Source organism: Agrococcus sp. SL85 (assembly GCF_026625845.1).
Classification (GTDB): domain Bacteria; phylum Actinomycetota; class Actinomycetes; order Actinomycetales; family Microbacteriaceae; genus Agrococcus.
This window is the reverse complement of the sequence record NZ_CP113066.1, coordinates 958527-975866: the sequence shown is the minus strand read 5'-3', so window position 1 is coordinate 975866 and position 17340 is coordinate 958527. Positions and strand designations below refer to the sequence as shown.

The window sequence follows — 17340 nt, the reverse complement described above, 5'->3', positions numbered from 1 at the left end:
CCCCCAGACACAGGAGCACCCATGACCGACACCACGCAGGAGGCGCTGCCGGCGCTCTCCCCCGCCGAGCGGCGCACGATGCGCCGGCTCGAGCGCCGGGAGCTGCACCGATCGCGCTCGCTCTCGGCGAGCATCGCGCTCGCGGCCACCGCGCTCGCGGTCCTCGCGCCCGGAGCCCTCGTGCTCGCGGAGCGCGCGGGCATCGCGATCCCGGGCCTCGCGCTGCCCGGCTCGGCCGAGGTCGACGCCGTCGCGGCCCAGGGCTCGCCCGCGGGCATCGGCATCGCGATCGCGGCGCTGGTCCTCGGCCTCGTGCTCCTCGGCCTGGCCCTCACCCGGGGTCGGCGCGCGCGCCACGCGCTCGAGCGCGACGGGGTCGTCGTCATCGCCGAGGACCGCGTGATCGCCGCTGCGCTCTCGCGCGCCGCGGCCCGCGCCGCCCGATCCACCCCCGACCGCGCCCGCACGCTCGTCTCGCGCGGCAGCGCCCACGTCGCGCTGCGCACGCAGCCGGGCTACCGCCTCGACGCGGCCGCCGCGAAGGAGGGCGCCGCCGCGCTCGTCGACGCCCTGCGCCCCAAGGGACGCCTGCGCGTCACCGCGAAGGAGGAGCACGCATGAGCCGCTCGAGCCGCTCCCTGAACCGCACGATCCTCGTCGTGCTCGGCCTCGCCTGGCTCGCCGGCGGCGCGTGGCTGCTGGCCACGACGGCCGCGCCGCAGCTGCTCGCGCCCGTGCAGCCCACCCTCGACTCGGCGATCGCCGCCGGCACCGCGGGCCTGCCGCTCGACTGGGCGCTCGTCGGCGCCATCGCGGGTGCCGCGCTGCTCGTGCTCGCGATCGTGCACGCCACGACCCGCGGCCGCGGCCGCACCGCCGAGGCGGCGGTCGTCGGCGACATCCGCGTCGACCGCGCCGCGGTGCTCGACCTCTTCGAGCACGCGCTGGGCGACGACCCCGACGTGCTGCAGTCGAGCGTGCAGCCCTGGCGCTCGCGCCGCGGCCGCCGCAGCTGGCGCATCGCGGTCACCGTGCGCACCGGCGCCCGCCTCGACGAGGTGCTCGACCGCACCGCCGAGGCCGCCCGGGCCACCCGCACCCGCCTCGGCGTCGGCGCCCCGATCGTGCTGCACCTCGGCGGTGGGCTCCGCGCCGCGGTCGCCCACACGAAGCGCGCCGAGTAGCCACCCCCACCCGACCACGACCCGACCACCGGCGGCGCTCGCCGCCGACCACCCCGCGGCGCGAGCCGCACGCGAAGAAGGAGGCCCCCATGGGCATGGACGACAAGATCCGCAACAAGGCCGAGGAGCTCGGCGGCAAGGCCAAGGAGGTGCTCGGCGCCGCGACCGGCAACGAGCGCCTGGAGGCCGAGGGCAAGGCCGACCAGACCGAGGCGAAGGCCAAGCAGGCCGGCGAGCACGTGAAGGACGCCGCGAAGGACGCCTTCGGCAAGTGAGCCAGCACCGCGACGACCCCCGGCCCTCGTGCCGGGGGTCGTCGTCGTCCGCTGCGGGCGGACGGCGGCTCCGCCGACCGGCTTGGGGGACGGATCCTCGCGACGGTAGGATGGGGCAGTGCTGATCTGCCTGACGGCGAGCCACAAGAACGCCGACTTCACCGCCCTCGAGGCGCTGGCGACGGCCGACGCCAAGGCGATGCCGACCTCCCTCGCAGCGCACCCCGCCGTGGCCGGCGCCGTCGTCATCTCCACGTGCAACCGCTTCGAGCTCTACCTCGACGTCGCGGCCGACGAGCACGACGCCCCCGAGATCGCGCAGGCCGCCGCGGCCGCCGCGCTCGGCGACCACCACCCCGAGGCCATGGCGCCGCTCGCCGACGGCGACGCGGCCGAGCACCTCTTCGCCGTCGCCGCGGGCCTCGAGTCCGTGGTCGTCGGCGAGGGCGAGATCGCTGGCCAGGTGCGCCGCGCGCTCACGTCCGCGCAGCGCGCGGGCACCACCTCGCCCCAGCTCGAGCGCCTCTTCCAGCGCGCCTCCGAGACCCAGCGCGGCATCAAGAACCGCACCGGGCTCGGCGAGGCCGGCCGCTCGATCGTGCGGCTCGGCCTCGACCTCGCGAGCGCCCGCGTCGACTGGACCACCGCCCGCGTGCTGCTCGTCGGCACCGGCCGCTTCGCCGCCGTCTCGCTCGCCGAGCTCCGCCGCCGCGGCGCATCCTCCATCGAGGTGTGGAGCCCCTCCGGCCGCCAGCGCTTCGCCCGCAGCCACGGCATCCCCGCCGTCGACGGCCGCGACGCCGACCTGGCCATCGCCTCCGCCGACGTCGTCGTCACCTGCACGAGCGCCGACCACCACGTCGTCGACGCCGCCCTCGTGCGCGCGGGCCGCGCCCGCCTCGCCGCCACGCACGCGCACCCCGGCCTCGAGGCTCGCCGCCTCGAGCGCCGGCTGCCCCGTGGCCGTGCACGGCGGCCACGCCGACCCCTCCACGTGCCCCATGCACGTGGGCGGCGCCGAGGCCTCCTGCCCCGTCGAGCACGGCCGCCCCGCGCAGGTCATCGTCGACATGGGCCTGCCGCGCAACGTCGACCCCGACGTGCGCGAGGTGCACGGCATCGAGCTGCTCGACCTCGAGACCATCCGCCTGCACGCGCCGCTCGAGCACCTCACCGCCACCGACGACGCCCGCGAGATCGTGCGGAAGGCCGCGCGCCGCTTCGAGCGCGGCACCGAGGAGCGCCGCGTCGCCCCCGCCATCACGGCGCTGCGGCAGCACGTCGAGGAGGCCCTGGAGGCCGAGCTCTCGCGCGTCGCCAAGCGCGGCACCGAGGAGGAGCGGAAGGTCGCCGAGCAGGCGCTGCGCCACTTCGCGGGCGTCCTGCTGCACAAGCCGACGGTGCGCGCGCGCGAGCTCGCGGCCGACGGCCGCCACGACGACTTCCTCGCCGCGGTCGACGCCCTCTTCGGCATCGACGACGTCGCGTGAGCGGCCCGCGCGCCGACGAGGGACCGAGCGAGGCCGACCCGGCGACGGGGTCGCACCGCATCCTGCCGCCCGCGAGCGCCGCGCTCGACGAGCCCGGCGCCATCGACGGGGCCGCCCCCGGCGCCGCCACCGCGCCCACGAAGGTCCGCCGCCTCGTCGACCTCGCGCCGCTGCGCGCCTCCCCCGCCTTCGCGCGCCTCTGGATCGGCAACGCCGTCAGCGGCATCGGCGCGCAGATGACGATCGTCGCCGTGGGCCTCCAGCTCTACGACATGACCGCGAGCACCATGGCCGTCGCGCTCGTCGGCGGCATCGCCCTGCTGCCCATGGTGGTCGCGGGCCTCTGGGGCGGCATGCTCGCCGACGCCTTCGACCGCCGGCGCGTGCTGCTCGTCTCGAGCCTCGTCGGCTGGTCCGCGGTGCTCGGCCTCGTGGCGCTCTCGAGCTGGGACGCGATGCTCATCGCGCAGGGCGAGCGAGCCGCCGTCTGGCCCTTCTACGTGCTCACGACGCTCAACGCCGTCGCCGCCACGATCTCGGGCGCGACGCGCAGCGCCGTCACGCCGCGCATCCTGCCGGACCACCTCATCTCGCGCGCGACGGCGCTCAACGGCATCGCGATCGGCATCATGCTCACCGTCGGCCCCGCGCTCGCGGGCGTGCTCGTGGCGAGCGTCGGCCTGCCGATCACCTTCGCGATCGACGCCGTGCTCTTCACCGCCGGCTTCCTCGGCATCCTGGGCCTGCCGAAGCTGCCGCCGCTCGGCGCGGTCGCGAAGCCCGGGCTCGAGTCGCTGCGCGACGGGATGCGGTTCCTGCGGCACGCGCCGAACATCCGGATGTCGTTCCTCGTCGACATCATCGCCATGACCTTCGGCCGGCCCTTCGCGCTGCTGCCCGCGGTCGGGGCGATCGCGATCGGCGGCGGGCCCGTGACGGTCGGCGTGCTCACGGCGGCGGCCGCGGTCGGCACGCTGCTCGCGAGCCTCTTCTCGGGGCCCGTCGCGCACGTGCACCGCCACGGCCTCGCCGTCGCACGCTCGATCACGCTCTACGGCGGCTGCTCGGCACTGCTCGGCGCCGTCATCCTCTGGATGCAGCTGGGGCTCGGCGGGGGCGTGGGCGTGGGCGCGACGATCGCCGAGGTCTCGTGGCCCGCCCTCGCGCTCGCCGCGCTCGCGCTCGCCGGCATGGGCGCGAGCGACGAGATCAGCGCGATCTTCCGCTCGACGATGCTGCTCACGGCCGCGCCCGACGACATGCGCGGGCGCACGCAGGGCATCTTCACGGTCGTCGTCGCCGGCGGGCCCCGGATGGGCGACCTCTACGCCGGCGCCGCCGCCTCGCTCGTGGCGCTCTGGTGCCCGCCCCTCGTGGGCGGCCTGCTCGTCGTCGCCCTCATCGCCGTCGTGACGCGCGTGCAGGGCACCTTCCTCGCCTACGACGCGCGCACGCCGACGCCGTAGCAAGGCATCCGGCCCCGGATCGGCGCGCCGCGCGCGCGCCTCAGGCTCCCGTGCGCCAAGGCTGAGGCCGCCTTGGGCGGGGGCGATCGGCGGCAGGTCTAGCGTGCAGACAAGCGTTCAGCAGCGATCGGAAGTCACGATGTGCGACCGGCTCGGGCGCGGTCCCGGCAGGCCGCCGCTCCTCCACCACTCCCTCCCCGCCATCGCTGCGCCCACGCAGGCCTGGTCCGACCCGGACGGCGGCATGCGCGACGGCGCGCACGGCGTGCACCACGCGGGCGTGCGGTGGATCTGCGGGCTCTCGCTCACGGTCGACGGCCGCGGCGTCGAGCCGCTCTCGAGCGTCGACCACGACGGCCGCGTGACCTTCCGCGGCCTCGTCGGCGGCCTCGACGGCGCCCGCGCCGAGCACCGCGTCGTCGTGCACCGCACCCGCGAGGCGTGGTCGCGCGGCCTCGTGGAGCGCATCACGATCGAGAACGGCCAGGAGGTGCCCGTCGCGATCATGCTCGAGCTCGAGCTCGAGGTGTGCGGCTCGCCCGTCGACGCGATCGCGGGCGGGCGGCCCGAGCACGGCGACGTCGACATCGCCGAGCTGCCCGCGGGCGCGCTCGTGCGCAGCGGCGAGCGCAGCATGGCCGTGACCTCCGAGGGCGGCGCCGTGCGCGTGCGCGGCCGCCGCATCGTCGTCTCGCGCCGCGCGATCGTGCGCGACGGCGACTGGGCGACCCTCGACGTCGAGCTCGAGTTCGACGACCCCGCCGTCGACGACCGCGCGTCGACCGTCGAGCTCTCGGCGCCGCCGCTCACCGGCAGGCCCGCGCTCGACCGCTGGACCGCGCGGGCCGTGTCCGACATCGAGACCCTCCTGCTCGACGTCGGCCACGGCCCCGTGCCGGCCGCGAGCGCCCCGTGGCGCCTGGGGATCCTCGCGCGCGACGCGATCGGCGCCGCGCGGCTGCTCCTGCCCGTCGATCCGCGACCCGCCGCGGGCGTGCTCCGCACCCTCGCCGCGCACCAGGGCGTGCGCGTCGACGCGCGCAGCGGCGAGGAGCCGGGACGCATGCCGAACGCGCTCGAGCGCGGCGGCGACTACCGCTCGCTCGACGCGACGCCCGCGTGGGTGGTGCTCCTGCACGACGCGTGGCGGGCGGGGATGCCGCTCGACGCCGTGCGCGAGCTGCGGCCGGCGCTGCACGCCTCGCTCGCGTGGATGATCGAGCGCATCGGCGAGGGCTACCTCGGGCGCCTCCCCACGGGTCCGTACGAGGAGTGGCTGCCGCCCGCCGCGGAGGGCGACGACGCGCGCGAGTGGTTCCCCGTCGACGCCCAGGCGCTCGCGCACGCCGCGGCCGCGGCCGCGGCCGAGCCTGCTCACCGCGCTCGGCGACGACGGTGACGGCTGGCGGGCGTGGGCCGAGCGGCTGCGGGAGCGCTTCCGCGCCGACTTCTGGATCGAGGACGGCGCCGAGCGCCGTCCCGCCGCGGCGCTCGACGCCGACCGCGAGCCCGTCGACGCGCTCACCGCCGCGATCGGCCACCTGCCCGGCTCCGGCCTGCTCGACGCCGACGAGGAGGAGGAGGTCGCTCGGCTCCTGCTCGACCCGCGCCTCTCGAGCGGCTTCGGCCTCCGCAGCCTCGACGCCGCCTCGCCCGACCACTGGCCGCTCGCGCCGCACGGCGGCGCCGTGTGGCCGCACGAGACGGCCGTGGCGATCGACGGGCTGCTCCGCGCGGGCCTCGGCGCCGAGGCGCGCCAGGCTCGCCGAGCAGGCTCGAGCGCGCCGCCGCGGCCCTCGACGGCAGGCTCCCCCGCGTGCTCGCGGGCTACGGCCTCGACGAGTCGGCCGTGCCCGTGCCGCTGCCGGGCGCGTGCGGCGTCGCCGCCTGGGCCGCCGCGGGCGCCTTCGCGGTGCACCGCGCCGTCACGACCCGCGACGCGGCCGCGCCGCGCGACATCCACCGGCGCCGCGTCGTCATCGGCGCCGACGGCGGGCCCATGCCCGTCCTGCTCACGGGGCTCGCGCCGCGCTCACCGCATCCTCGGGGATCGGATGCCGGTGGACGCGGCGCGCTCCGGATCGTCGACGGCCGCCCATCGGAGATGCGGCCCCACGACGACTAGCCCTTCTCGGCGCCCTCCGTCGTGGCCATGATCCGCTTCTGGAACAGGAAGAACACGACCGCGACGGGGATCGTCATGAGCACCGCCGCCGCGAGCTTCAGCGGGAACTGGTTGCCCGAGCCCAGCTGCCCGGAGACGAGCGAGGCGACGCCTGTCGTGAGCGTGTGGAGCTCGGGGCTCTGGCGCGAGACGACGAAGTGCGCGAACTCGTTCCACGAGCCCTGGAACGACAGGATCGTCAGCGTGATGAGCGCGGGCGTCGCCATCGGGAGCGTCACCGACCAGAAGGTGCGGAACACGCCCGCGCCGTCGATCCTGGCCGCCTCCTCGATCGAGGCGGGGATCGAGTCGAAGAACTGCTTCATGATGAAGATGCCCGCGGCGTCCGCCAGCAGCGGGATGATCATGCCCGCGTAGGTGTCGTAGATGCCGAGCTCCTTGATGACGAGGAAGCGCGGGATCATGAGCACGACCGAGGGCACCGCGAGCACGGCGATGAAGAGCGCGAAGATCGCGCCGCGGCCGCGGAACCGCAGGCGCGAGAGCGCGTAGGCGGCGAGCGAGTCGAAGAACACGCGGAACACCGTCACGATCACCGTGATGACGACCGAGTTCATCGCCCACAGCGGCAGGTCGGTGCCGAGGAAGAGCCGCTCGTAGGCCGCGAACGTGAAGGTCTGCGGGATGAGCCCCATCGGGTCGCTCGTCGCCTCGGCGTCGGTCTTGAACGAGTCGACGACGGCGATGACGAACGGGTAGATGTAGACCGCCGCCAGCACGACGAGCACGACGTAGCCGGCGACGAGGCCGCCGGTGATGCGCTGCCTCACGGTGCGCCTCCCGGGGTCGCGCTGCTCGCGCGGGTGCGCGCCGTCGCGTCGGCGAGCGCCTGCCTGCGACCGCGCCGCGATCGGCCGAAGCCGCTCGGGTCGCGGTCGGCGAGCGCCCAGCGCTGCAGCAGCGTCATGAGGATGATGATGAGGAAGAGGATGAAGGCGATCGCCGCGGCGATGCCCGGCTCGTTGTTCTCGAAGGCCTGGTTGAACGCGAGGTACGCGGGGCTCGACATCGTCGGCGCCGCGGGCGTGCCGCGCGTGAGGTACACCTGGTCGAACACCTGCCACGTGCCGATGAGGCCGAGCGTCAGCACCGTGAAGAGCGTGGGCTTCAGCATCGGCAGCGTCACCGAGAAGAAGGTGCGCACGGGCCCCGCGCCGTCCATGACGGCGGCCTCGCCGACCTCCGCGCCGATGTTCTGCAGGCCCGCGAGGAAGAGCAGCATGAAGGTGCCGGACGTCGTGAAGACGGCCAGGATGATGAGCACCGACTGCGCCACCGAGGGCCCCGCGATCCACTCCCAGCCGCTGACCCCGAGGAAGCCGGGGGCGTCCCAGCCGGCCGGCGGCGAGGTCAGGCCGACGCCGGCGAGCGCGATGTGGACGAGCCCGCGCGGGTCGGCGAACCAGTTGGGGCCCTGGATCGACAGGAACCCGAGGATGCGGTTGACGACGCCCGTCGCGGAGAAGAGGAAGAGGAAGACGCCCGTGATCGCGATCGACGAGGTCACGGACGGGAAGTAGAAGGCGGTGCGGAAGAAGCCCTTGGCCCGCAGGAGCCGCCGGTTGACCTGCACGGCGAGGAAGAGCGCGAGGGCGGTCTGGAGCGGCACGACGAGCAGAACGTAGAAGACGTTGTTGCGGATCGAGCGGCCGAAGAGCTCGCGCGTGAGGCTGTCGTCGGTCGTGATCGCGGCGTAGTTGTCGAGGCCGACGACGTCGACGGCGTCGTTGAACAGCGGTGAGTTGCGGCCGTTCCAGTCGGTGAACGAGACCCAGAGCGCGAGCGCGATCGGCGCGATGAGGAAGACGCCGATGATGAGCAGCGCCGGCAGCGTGAAGAGCCAGCCGGCCACGGCCTCGCCGCTGCGCGCGGAGGGGCCCCGTCCGCCCCGGCGCCGCGTGCGCGGCGCCGGGGCGTTCGAGGTGGTGGTCACGATCAGCCCTGCGAGGCCTCGTACGCGGTCTCCAGCTGCGACTGCAGCTGGTCGAGCACGGCCTGCGCGTCGGCGTCGCCGAGCGTCGTGATCGCGTTGTTGAACTCCGACACGACGTCCGCGGCGCCCTTGAAGGCGACGGGGCTCTCGGCGTACTCGGCGCCCGCGACGAAGGCCGCGTTCTCCGGGTAGGTCTCGGCGTAGGTCGCCGCGGCGCCCTGCGTCGAGGGGATCACGCCGAAGGCGTCGGAGAAGGCGAGCTGCTGCTCGTCGCTCGTGAGGAACGCCACGAGGTCCTGCGCGGTCTCGGCCGTGTCCTGGCCCTCGGGGATGCCCCAGCAGTTCGAGAACGTGAAGGTGCCCTGGCCGGCCGGGCCCGCGGGCAGCTCGGCCACCTGGAACTCGACGTCGGGGAAGTCGTTCTCGAGCGCGCCGTTGATCCACGGGCCCTCGATGACCATCGCGGCCGACTGGTTGCCGAAGGCCTCGCCGCCCCAGCCCGCGCCGAGGTCGGCCGGCCAGGCGAGCGCGCCGGAGGCGAGCAGGCCCTGCACGTACTCGAGCGCCTCGACGTTCTCGGGGGAGTTCGCGGTCACCGCGTCGCCGTCCATGAGGCCGCCGCCCGCCTGCGCCATGAAGGTGCCGACGCGCGCGTACTCGGCGCCCATCGACAGGCCCGTCACGTCGCCCGTCGTGAGGGTCTCGGCGACGCTCTGCAGCTCCTCCCACGTCGTGGGGATGTCGTCGTCGGTGAGGCCGGCGTCGGCCCACAGCTGCGTGTTGATGACGAGGCCGAGGGTCGAGAAGTCCTTCGGGGCGCAGACGAACTCGCCGTCGAACGAGAAGGTGTCGACGAGCGCCGGGTAGAAGTCGCCCGCATTGGCGAGGCTGCCCGCGTAGGGCTCGAGGAAGCCGTCGTCGGCGTAGGTCTGGAACTGGTCCCAGCCCATGTAGAAGACGTCGGGCGCCTGGTCGCCCGCGAAGCCCTGCGCGAGCTCCTGGTTGAGGTCGGAGGCCGCGATGACCTCGACCGTGTTGCCGGTCTCCTCGCCCCACGCGTCGGCCGCGGCCTGGACGGCGGCGGTCTCCGCCTCGCCCGAGGAGCCGATGAGCATGGTGAGCGCCTGGCCGGTCTCGGGCTCGGCGCTCTCGCCGGCGCCGCCGCCGGACGAGCACGAGGCCAGGACGAGGGCCAGCGCGCCCGCGAGGGCGACGCTGCCCAGCTTGGTGCTGTGTCGCATGGTGCTGCTTCCTTTCAGGATGGGGTCGTGCCCCGCTCGGCGGCGGGGGCGATCCCCCACCGCGTGTCGTCGCGGCGCACGAGGCGCGGCCGCACGAGGGTGGTCGACGCGGGGTCGTCGAACGCGGCGAGCACCGCGGACGCGACCTGGTCGAGGCTCTGGTCGACGCTCGGGAAGCCGAGGCCCGCCGAGAGCGAGGTGTTGTCGAAGCCGACGACGGGCAGCCGCGCGCCGCTCGCCGCCGCCGCGGCGATGGCGCCGGCGGCGAGGGAGTCGGAGGCGCACACGAGCGCGTCGACGTGCGGCAGCAGCGGCGCCGCGACGCCGACGGCCTCGCCGACGCGGTCGACGCTGCGGGCGGTGAGGCGCTCGAGCGCGGCCTCGTCGAGGCCGAGGGCCTCGCGCATCGCGCCCGCCCAGCCCGAGCGCCGGTCGTCGCCCGAGCCGGAGCCCGCGGGCCAGCCGACGAAGCCGATCCGGCGGTGCCCGGCCTCGAGCAGCGCCCGGGTCGCCTGCCGCGTGCCCTCGGCGCCGTCGACGTCGACCCAAGCGTGCTCGGGGCTCGCGTCCCAGGGCCGGCCGAAGGCGACGAAGGGCAGGCCCGCGGCCAGCAGCGCGTCGACGCGGCCGTCGCCCGGGTGCGTGCCGGAGAGCACGAACTGGTCGGCCGCGCGCTCGGACTGCAGGCGGCGGATCTTCTGCACCTCCTCCTCGTCGCTCGCGGCGGTGAAGAGCAGCACGTGGCGCCCGAGCTCGTCGGCGCGGGCCGTGAGCTCGTGGAGGAAGCGGTCGAGGAGGCCCGAGGCGATGTTGTCGGTCACGGGCTCGATGCGCAGGCCGATCGTCGAGACGGTGCGCTGCCGCAGCCGCTTCGCCTGGATGTTGGGCGCGTAGCCGAGGGCGTCGACCGATGCGAGCACCCGCTGCAGCGTCGCGGGCTTCAGGAGGTCGGGGTTGTTGAGGGCGTTCGAGACCGTCTGCACCGAGACGCCGGCGTGCGCGGCGACATCGGAGAGCCTCGTGCTCGCGACCATCTCCCGGCCTCACTCCCTCGTGCCGACCGACGCGCTCGGCGCCGGTCTTGGATCGTTCCAAAACTGACGGTAGCGTATGCCTCGCCCGATGTGAACCCTGCCGGAAGGCCATCATGAGCGACGAGGCTCCCCAGACCCCCCGCGGCCGCCAGCCGCTGCTGAACGACGCGCTCGTCGTGCTCGAGGCCCCGACGCAGGCTTGGTCGAGCCCGTCCGGCGACCTGGGAGGCTCCCCCATCCACGGCGTCTTCCACGGCGACTGGCGCTACGTGCGCGCGCTCGAGCTGCGGGTGGCGGGCGAGCCGGTGGAGGCCACGGGCACCGCGCGCGACGCGACGAGCGCCGCCTTCCACGGCGTCGCCCGCGCGATCGACGACGAGACGCCCGACCCTCGCGTGCTCGTCGAGCGCGTCCGCCGCGTCGCGCCCGGCGCGCTCGCCGAGCACGTCGCGATCGCGAACGGGCTCGACGAGCCCGTCGTCGCGGAGGTCGAGCTGCGCATCGAGGTCTCGGTCGCCGAGCTCTCGAGCGTGAAGTCGGGCGTGCCCGCGCCCGTCGACCTCGCGTGGGAGGGCCTCCGGGCCGGCGACGGCACGCGCTCCGTGTCGATCGCCGCTGCCGGCGCCACCACGGGCCGCGAGGGCGACGCCGTCGTCGCGCGCTGGCGCCTCGAGGTGCCGCCGGGCGGCGCCGCCGAGGTCGCGCTCGAGCTCGCGATCGACGACCCGACCATCGTCGTCGGCCCGGCATCCTCCCGCCGCATCGACGACCTCCCGCCCTCGGGCGACGCCTCGCTCGACCGCTGGGCCGCGCGCGCCGCCGACGACCTCCGGGCCCTGCTGCTCGACGCGGGCCAGGGTCCCTTCGCCGCGGCGGGCGCGCCGTGGTTCATGACCCTCTTCGGCCGCGACTCGATCATCGCCGCGCGCCTGCTGCTGCCGCTCTCGCTCGAGCTCGCCGAGGGCACCCTGCGCACGCTGGCCGCGCGCCAGGGCGTCGCCGTCGACCCCGCGACCGCCGAGCAGCCCGGCAAGATCCTGCACGAGGTGCGGCAGGCGACGTTCACGATGCCCGGCGAGGGCATCGTGCTGCCGCCCGTCTACTACGGCACCGTCGACGCGACGCCGCTGTGGATCTCGCTGCTGCACGACGCGTGGCGCGCCGGCCTGCCGCTCGAGGTCGTTGCCGAGCTGCGGCCCGCGCTCGAGGCGGCGCTCGCGTGGCTGCGCGACCACGGCAGCCCCGACGGCTCCGGCTTCCTCAAGTACGTCGACGAGACCGGCACCGGGCTCGCGAACCAGGGCTGGAAGGACTCCGGCGACTCCATCCGCTACCGCGACGGCCGCATCGCCGAGGGGCCCATCGCGCTCTGCGAGGTGCAGGCGCAGGCGTGCCTGGCCGCCGAGGGCGGCGCCGCGCTGCTCGAGGCGCTCGGCGCCGACGGCGGCGAGTGGCGCGCGTGGGCGCAGGCCATGCGCGAGCGCTTCCGCGAGGCCTTCTGGGTGGAGCGCGGGGGCGAGCGCTACCCCGCGATCGCGCTGGACGGTGCGGGCGAGCCTGTCGACGCCAAGACCTCGAACATGGGGCAGCTGCTCGGCACGACGCTGCTGACGCCCGACGAGGAGGCGGCGGTCGCGGCCCTCCTCGTCGCGCCCGCCTTCGCCTCCGGCTGGGGCCTGCGCACGATGGCGGACGACCAGGGCGGGTACTGGCCGCTGTCGTACCACTGCGGCTCGGTGTGGCCGCACGACACGGGCGTCGTGATCGAGGGGATGCTGCGCGCGGGCCTCGTCGACGAGGCGAGGGCGCTCGCCGCGCAGCTCGTGCGCACGGCCGACGCCTTCGACGGGCGCCTGCCCGAGCTCTTCGCCGGCTTCTCGACCGAGGAGGCGGCGACGCCCGTCGCCTACCCCGCCTCCTGCAGGCCGCAGGCCTGGAGCGCGGCGGCCGTCGTGCCCGTGCACGCCGCGCTCACTGCCCGGTAGGAGCGGCGCGTCCGGGTCTCGTGACCCGAGCGGCTGCGCGGCGCGCTCCTCGGCCGGCGGGCCGGGCTGCGCGGCGCCCGTTCCGCCGGCCGAGGAGGCCGCGGCGCAGCCGCTGCCATCACCCCGTCGGCCGAGGAGGCCGCGGCGCAGCCGCTGCCGTCACGAGGCCCGCTATCCCCCGATGCGCTCCTGCGGCGCGTCGGCGACGCCGTCCTCGTTCTCGTCGGCCGATCGCTGCCGCTTCGCGTCCCAGCGCAGCAGCGGCGCGGCGAGCACCGCCGCGACGCCCGAGCCGATGAGCACCGCGAGCTTCGCGGCGTCGGTGCGGCCCGCGTCGTCGAACGAGAGCTCGGCGATGAGCAGCGAGACCGTGAAGCCGATGCCCGTGAGCAGCGCGACCGGCACGAGGTCGCGGATGCCGATGCCGTCGGGCAGGCGCAGCGGCGTCAGGCGCGTCACGAGCGCCGTGACGCCGAGCACGCCCAGCAGCTTGCCCACGACGAGGCCGCCCGCGACCGCGAGCAGCACCGGCTGCGCCGCGAGCTCGGCGAAGCCGCCGCCGTCGGCGACCGAGACGCCGGCCGAGCACAGCGCGAAGACCGGCAGCGCGATCGCGGTCGACCAGGGCCGCACCGCCGCCTCGTAGGCGTGCGTGCGCGGCTCGGCCTCGCCGTGGATCGCCTTCGCCGGCACCACGGCGCCCAGCAGCACGCCCGCGATCGTCGCGTGCACGCCCGACTCGTGCATGAGCCACCAGGCGACCAGCGCGATGGGGATGAGCAGCCACCAGCGCGCCCAGCGGGTGCGCACGACGACCGCGAAGGCGGCGACGGCGAGCAGGGCGCCGAGGAGCGCGAGGATCGCGACGCCCGAGGTGTAGAAGACGGCGATGACGATGATCGCCAGGAGGTCGTCGACGACCGCGAGCGTCAGCAGGAAGGTGCGCAGGCCGATCGGCAGGCCGCGGCCGAAGATCGCGAGCACCGCGAGCGCGAAGGCGATGTCGGTGGCGGCGGGGATCGCCCAGCCGCTGAGGGCCTCCGGGTCGTTCCCGACGAGCACGACGCCGACGTACACGAGCGCCGGCAGCGCCATGCCGCCGATCGCCGCGAGCACGGGCACCGCGGCCTGGCGGGGGTTGCGGAGGCTGCCCGCGACGATCTCGTGCTTGAGCTCGACGCCGACGACGAAGAAGAAGACCGCGAGCAGGCCGTCGGCGGCCCATGCGGCGACGCTGAGGTCGAGGTGCAGCGCCTCGGGCCCGATGCGGAGGGCCATGAGGTCGGCATAGGACTCGCGCCACGGCGAGTTGGCCCAGATGAGCGCGATCGCGGCGGCGGCGAGCAGCAGGGCGCCGCTCGTGGTCTCGAGCCTCAGGGCCTGCGCCATGCGCGCGCGGCGTCCGGCGGCGGGGGTGTGCTCCACGGGGAACTCCTCTCGTCACCCGCCGGGCGAGCTGCCCGGCGACGCCGACCAGGCTTCCCGGCACACCATGGCCCATCCTACCGCGGACGCCCTGCGACGATCCCGGGCGATGCCGGTAGCGTGCGGGGCATGCCGACCGCAGCGAACCCCCTCCTGCCCGCCTCCTACGACGTCATCTGGGCGTTCGCGTTCGTGGCGGTCGTCGGGCTCGGCGTCGCCGCGTTCGTCGGCATCTCGCGCCGCGCGCGCTCGACGCCGCTCGCGGTCTCGCTCGTGTGGATCGCGCTCGTGCTCCTCGTGCCCGTGCTCGGCCCGCTCGCGTGGTTCGTCGTCGGCCGACGCATGATGGGCGAGCCGGTGCGCTGAGGCCCGTCCAGCCCGCGCCGAGGCTGCTCGCCGACGAGCCCACCGGCCCGCTCGACTCGCGCACCGCCGCGACGATCATGGACGTCATCGTCGACCTCGTCGGCACGCGCGGCATCGCGGCCGTCGTCGCCACGCACGACCCGCTGCTCGTGCAGCGCGCCGATCACATGCTCGAGCAGCACGACGGCCGCGTCCGCGAGGCCTGAGCCCGCGCCGAGCGGTCGCTCCCGCCAGCGGCCCACGCCGAGCGGTCGCAGGTGGTCGGCGGGACGCGACCCGAGCCGCCGCACGCGACCGCTCGACGACCGACGACGCCGCGAGCGACCGCTCGCCGGCCCGGATGCGCGCTGGCGGCGCCGGAGGCCGCTCCCCGACCGCGCTGGTCGAGGCGCGCGCGGCCGCAGGGCACTCGCGTCACGAGGCCCGTCTCGCGCCCGAGGCCGCTCACGCGGATGCGGGGTGCCGGTCTCCCGGCACCCCGCATCCGCGTCGAGCAGCGCTCGGCGGCCTAGCCCTTCGCGGAGCCCGCGAGCAGGCCGCGCACGAAGAACCGCTGGAGGCCGAAGAACACGAGCAGCGGCACCACGAGCGAGACGAAGGCGCCTGCCGTCAGGCGTTCCCAGTTCTCGCCGCGGGAGCCCGCGAGCTCGGCCAATCGCTGTGTGAGCGGCGCCGTGTCCGGTGTGCCGGAGGAGAACACGAGGGCCACGAGCAGGTCGTTCCACACCCACAGGAACTGGAAGATCGCGAACGACGCGATCGCCGGCATCGCCAGCGGCAGCACGATCCGGAAGAAGATCTGGCCGTGGCCCGCGCCGTCGACGCGCGCCGCCTCGATCACCTCGCCCGGGATCTCCGAGATGAAGTTGTGGAGCAGGAAGATCGCCAGCGGCAGGGCGAAGATCGTGTGCGCGATCCACACCGGCAGGTACTGCCGCTCGGAGATGAAGGGCACCGCCTCGTGCAGCGCGTCCTGGAACGGCTGCAGGAAGGTGACGAACAGCTGGAGCAGCGGGATGAGCGCCATCTGGAGCGGCACGATCTGCAGCGCGAAGACGACCACGAACAGCGTCGACGAGCCCTTGAACTTGACCCACGCGAAGGCGTACGCCGCGAGCGAGGCGAGCACGAGCGGCAGCAGCGTGCCCGGGATCGCGATGAGCAGCGAGTTCACGAAGTACTCGCCGAGCTGCGGCGAGCTCGCGGAACCCGAGAACAGCACGTCGCCGTAGTTCGCGAGCGTGAGCTGCGGGTCGCTGAAGAAGGTCCACCAGCCGCTCGTGCCGATCTGGTCCGCCGGGCGGAACGACGACAGGAGCAGGCCGAAGGTGGGGATCGTCCACAGCACCGCGATGACGATCGCGGCGATCGTCGCCCACGGGCTCGTGAGGCGGCGCTTCACGCGATCGGCCTTCGCGCCGAGCGCTCGATCGGCAGAGGCCCGGGTGATCTCGGGGTCGGGGGTGATCGCTGCGCTGGTCATCGGATCGCCTTCTGCTGGTTGAGGACGCGGATGTTGTAGACGACGATCGGCAGCACGAGCAGGAAGAGCACGAGCGCGAGCGCCGCGCCCCGTCCGGGCTCGCCCGAGCGGAACGCCTGGGTGTACATCTCGTTCGCCACCACGGAGGTGTTGAAGTTGCCGGCCGTCATCGTGCGGACGATGTCGAAGACCTTGAGCGTCGCGATCGAGATCGTCGTCACGACGACGACGAGCGACGAGCGGATGCCCGGCAGCGTCACGTTCGCGAAGCGCTGCCACGGGTTCGCGCCGTCGAGCGAGGCCGCCTCGATCTGCTCGGTCGGGACGCCCTTGATCGCGGCCGACAGCACCGTCATGGCGAAGCCGGTCTGGATCCAGATCATCACGACGATGAGCGCGAGGGTGTTCCACGGGCTGTTCTGGAGGATCTGCTGCGGCTCGCCGCCGAAGAGGACGATCAGCTGGTTGATGAGGCCGATCTGGTCCTGCTGCGGTCCGCGGTACGCGTACATGAACTTCCAGATGATGCCCGCGCCGACGAACGAGATCGCCATCGGCATGAACACGAGCATCTTGTAGACGCGCTCGCCGCGGCTCTTGTCGATGAAGACGGCGTAGGCGAGGCCGATCGCGGTCGAGAGCAGCGGCACGAGCACGACCCACACGACGGTGTTCGCGAGCGTGATGAGCGCCTCGGGCTGCGTGAACATCCACACGAAGTTGTCGACGCCGTTGAAGGTGCCGGTCCTGTCGGTGAAGGCGAGGATCGCGGTGCGCACGGCCGGGTAGACGAGGCCGATCGTGAGCAGCAGCGCCGAGGGGATGAGGAACACGAGCATGGGCTTCGAGTCCTCGTCGCGGTCGGCGAGGAAGCCCAGGATGCCCGCGATGCTGAGGGCGGCGGCGAACGCCCACGGCCACACGCCGATCGGCTGCTCGCGCCCGGCCTCCAGGACGGTCGCGACGACGACGACCGCGACCGCCGCGAGCACCCAGGCGGCGAGCCGCGCGGAGCGGCGCCACGCGGCGGGCGCGAAGGCGATGAGCGCGGTGAGCACGAGGCCGCCGACGAGCGGCCAGCCCACGATGCCCGCCGCGAGCGCGAGCGCCGGGGTCACCCACTCGAGCATCGGGATCGCGCCGCTCTCGCCCATGGGGGCGAGCACCACGAGCACGACGACGAGCGCGGCACCGAGCAGGCGGTAGACGGCGGAGCGCAGCGCAGGCGCGGCCGGCGCGAGCGCGCGGTCGAGCACCAGCTGCAGCACGACGC

The 17340-nt window shown here is 74.7% G+C and carries 17 protein-coding genes and 2 pseudogenes; 12 read left to right on the top strand and 7 right to left on the bottom strand.

Going from position 1 to position 17340, the window contains the following annotated elements:
- Positions 1 to 21 precede the first annotated feature (21 nt).
- The 9 genes and pseudogenes from OVA14_RS04770 (at position 22) to OVA14_RS04735 (ending at position 6540) form a co-directional block, all read left to right on the top strand.
- Entirely contained in the window at positions 22 to 621 is a 600-nt protein-coding gene (locus OVA14_RS04770) for a hypothetical protein (RefSeq protein WP_267505125.1), read from the top strand.
- Complete coding sequence (locus OVA14_RS04765) at positions 618 to 1184, top strand: hypothetical protein (RefSeq protein ID WP_267505124.1); 567 nt, start codon at positions 618 to 620, stop codon at positions 1182 to 1184. The genes OVA14_RS04770 and OVA14_RS04765 overlap by 4 nt, the downstream gene beginning before the upstream one ends.
- A gap of 89 nt (positions 1185 to 1273) precedes the next feature.
- Positions 1274 to 1459 (top strand): CsbD family protein, encoded by a 186-nt coding sequence (locus OVA14_RS04760; RefSeq protein WP_267505123.1) that lies wholly within the window; start codon positions 1274 to 1276, stop codon positions 1457 to 1459.
- 118 nt (positions 1460 to 1577) lie between these two features.
- Positions 1578 to 2288, top strand: a pseudogene (locus OVA14_RS13460) (glutamyl-tRNA reductase); the annotation flags it as partial.
- A 130-nt stretch (positions 2289 to 2418) separates the two neighbouring features.
- Positions 2419 to 2949: a hypothetical protein gene (locus OVA14_RS04750; RefSeq protein ID WP_267505496.1), complete on the top strand. Its 531-nt coding sequence runs from the start codon at positions 2419 to 2421 to the stop codon at positions 2947 to 2949.
- The gene (locus tag OVA14_RS04745) at positions 2946 to 4415 is read left to right on the top strand and encodes an MFS transporter (protein ID WP_267505495.1); all 1470 of its coding nucleotides are present in this window, start codon (positions 2946 to 2948) and stop codon (positions 4413 to 4415) included. The genes OVA14_RS04750 and OVA14_RS04745 overlap by 4 nt, the downstream gene beginning before the upstream one ends.
- A 139-nt stretch (positions 4416 to 4554) precedes the next feature.
- A complete protein-coding gene (locus tag OVA14_RS04740; RefSeq protein WP_267505122.1) occupies positions 4555 to 5814 on the top strand; it encodes a glycogen debranching N-terminal domain-containing protein in 1260 nt (419 codons plus the stop codon).
- Positions 5786 to 6127, top strand: a pseudogene (locus OVA14_RS13765) (amylo-alpha-1,6-glucosidase); the annotation flags it as partial. The gene OVA14_RS04740 and the pseudogene OVA14_RS13765, both read left to right, overlap by 29 nt.
- A gap of 104 nt (positions 6128 to 6231) precedes the next feature.
- Entirely contained in the window at positions 6232 to 6540 is a 309-nt protein-coding gene (locus tag OVA14_RS04735; protein ID WP_267505121.1) for a hypothetical protein, read from the top strand.
- Here the strand turns inward: OVA14_RS04735 and OVA14_RS04730 are convergent.
- Genes OVA14_RS04730 through OVA14_RS04715 form a run of 4 tightly spaced genes read right to left on the bottom strand, consistent with a single transcriptional unit; the run spans position 6537 to position 10808 of the window.
- Positions 6537 to 7370 (bottom strand): carbohydrate ABC transporter permease, encoded by an 834-nt coding sequence (locus OVA14_RS04730; protein WP_267505120.1) that lies wholly within the window; start codon positions 7368 to 7370, stop codon positions 6537 to 6539. The two genes, OVA14_RS04735 and OVA14_RS04730, sit on opposite strands and share 4 nt — an antisense overlap.
- A complete protein-coding gene (locus OVA14_RS04725) occupies positions 7367 to 8533 on the bottom strand; it encodes a carbohydrate ABC transporter permease (protein WP_267505119.1) in 1167 nt (388 codons plus the stop codon). The genes OVA14_RS04730 and OVA14_RS04725 overlap by 4 nt, the downstream gene beginning before the upstream one ends.
- 2 nt (positions 8534 to 8535) lie before the next feature.
- On the bottom strand, positions 8536 to 9774 hold the full coding sequence (locus tag OVA14_RS04720) for a sugar ABC transporter substrate-binding protein (RefSeq protein WP_267505118.1): 1239 nt from the start codon (positions 9772 to 9774) through the stop codon (positions 8536 to 8538).
- 14 nt (positions 9775 to 9788) lie between these two features.
- Positions 9789 to 10808: a LacI family DNA-binding transcriptional regulator gene (locus OVA14_RS04715; protein ID WP_267505117.1), complete on the bottom strand. Its 1020-nt coding sequence runs from the start codon at positions 10806 to 10808 to the stop codon at positions 9789 to 9791.
- A gap of 113 nt (positions 10809 to 10921) precedes the next feature.
- Here OVA14_RS04715 and OVA14_RS04710 point away from each other — a divergent pair, with 113 nt between their 5' ends.
- Entirely contained in the window at positions 10922 to 12793 is a 1872-nt protein-coding gene (locus tag OVA14_RS04710) for a glycogen debranching N-terminal domain-containing protein (RefSeq protein WP_267505116.1), read from the top strand.
- A 171-nt stretch (positions 12794 to 12964) separates the two neighbouring features.
- On the opposite strand, the gene nhaA is transcribed toward OVA14_RS04710, so the two are convergent.
- Positions 12965 to 14218: a Na+/H+ antiporter NhaA gene (gene nhaA, locus OVA14_RS04705; protein WP_267505115.1), complete on the bottom strand. Its 1254-nt coding sequence runs from the start codon at positions 14216 to 14218 to the stop codon at positions 12965 to 12967.
- A gap of 129 nt (positions 14219 to 14347) precedes the next feature.
- Here nhaA and OVA14_RS04700 point away from each other — a divergent pair, with 129 nt between their 5' ends.
- Complete coding sequence (locus tag OVA14_RS04700; protein ID WP_267505114.1) at positions 14348 to 14584, top strand: PLDc N-terminal domain-containing protein; 237 nt, start codon at positions 14348 to 14350, stop codon at positions 14582 to 14584.
- Between the two features lie 77 nt (positions 14585 to 14661).
- Positions 14662 to 14790 carry a hypothetical protein gene (locus tag OVA14_RS04695; RefSeq protein WP_420710613.1) on the top strand — a complete coding sequence of 43 codons (129 nt, stop codon included), beginning with the start codon at positions 14662 to 14664 and terminating at the stop codon, positions 14788 to 14790.
- A gap of 302 nt (positions 14791 to 15092) precedes the next feature.
- Here OVA14_RS04695 and OVA14_RS04690 read toward each other — a convergent pair whose 3' ends face one another.
- Together OVA14_RS04690 and OVA14_RS04685 are read right to left on the bottom strand one after the other, a co-directional pair.
- Positions 15093 to 16067 (bottom strand): carbohydrate ABC transporter permease, encoded by a 975-nt coding sequence (locus OVA14_RS04690; RefSeq protein WP_267505113.1) that lies wholly within the window; start codon positions 16065 to 16067, stop codon positions 15093 to 15095.
- The gene (locus OVA14_RS04685) at positions 16064 to 17197 is read right to left on the bottom strand and encodes a carbohydrate ABC transporter permease (protein ID WP_267505494.1); all 1134 of its coding nucleotides are present in this window, start codon (positions 17195 to 17197) and stop codon (positions 16064 to 16066) included. The genes OVA14_RS04690 and OVA14_RS04685 overlap by 4 nt, the downstream gene beginning before the upstream one ends.
- Positions 17198 to 17340: the final 143 nt, after the last annotated feature.

Bases quoted from the DNA above. Each gene is read 5' to 3' on its own strand.
- OVA14_RS04715 (WP_267505117.1), bottom strand. From the start codon at position 10,808: ATGGTCGCGAGCACGAGGCTCTCCGATGTCGCCGCGCACGCCGGCGTC.
- OVA14_RS04685 (WP_267505494.1), bottom strand. From the start codon at position 17,197: ATGCTCGAGTGGGTGACCCCGGCGCTCGCGCTCGCGGCGGGCATCGTG.
- OVA14_RS04695 (WP_420710613.1), top strand. From the start codon at position 14,662: ATGGACGTCATCGTCGACCTCGTCGGCACGCGCGGCATCGCGGCCGTC.
- OVA14_RS04765 (WP_267505124.1), top strand. From the start codon at position 618: ATGAGCCGCTCGAGCCGCTCCCTGAACCGCACGATCCTCGTCGTGCTC.
- OVA14_RS04720 (WP_267505118.1), bottom strand. From the start codon at position 9,774: ATGCGACACAGCACCAAGCTGGGCAGCGTCGCCCTCGCGGGCGCGCTG.
- OVA14_RS04770 (WP_267505125.1), top strand. From the start codon at position 22: ATGACCGACACCACGCAGGAGGCGCTGCCGGCGCTCTCCCCCGCCGAG.
- OVA14_RS04700 (WP_267505114.1), top strand. From the start codon at position 14,348: ATGCCGACCGCAGCGAACCCCCTCCTGCCCGCCTCCTACGACGTCATC.
- OVA14_RS04740 (WP_267505122.1), top strand. From the start codon at position 4,555: ATGTGCGACCGGCTCGGGCGCGGTCCCGGCAGGCCGCCGCTCCTCCAC.
- OVA14_RS04760 (WP_267505123.1), top strand. From the start codon at position 1,274: ATGGGCATGGACGACAAGATCCGCAACAAGGCCGAGGAGCTCGGCGGC.
- OVA14_RS04710 (WP_267505116.1), top strand. From the start codon at position 10,922: ATGAGCGACGAGGCTCCCCAGACCCCCCGCGGCCGCCAGCCGCTGCTG.
- OVA14_RS04690 (WP_267505113.1), bottom strand. From the start codon at position 16,067: ATGACCAGCGCAGCGATCACCCCCGACCCCGAGATCACCCGGGCCTCT.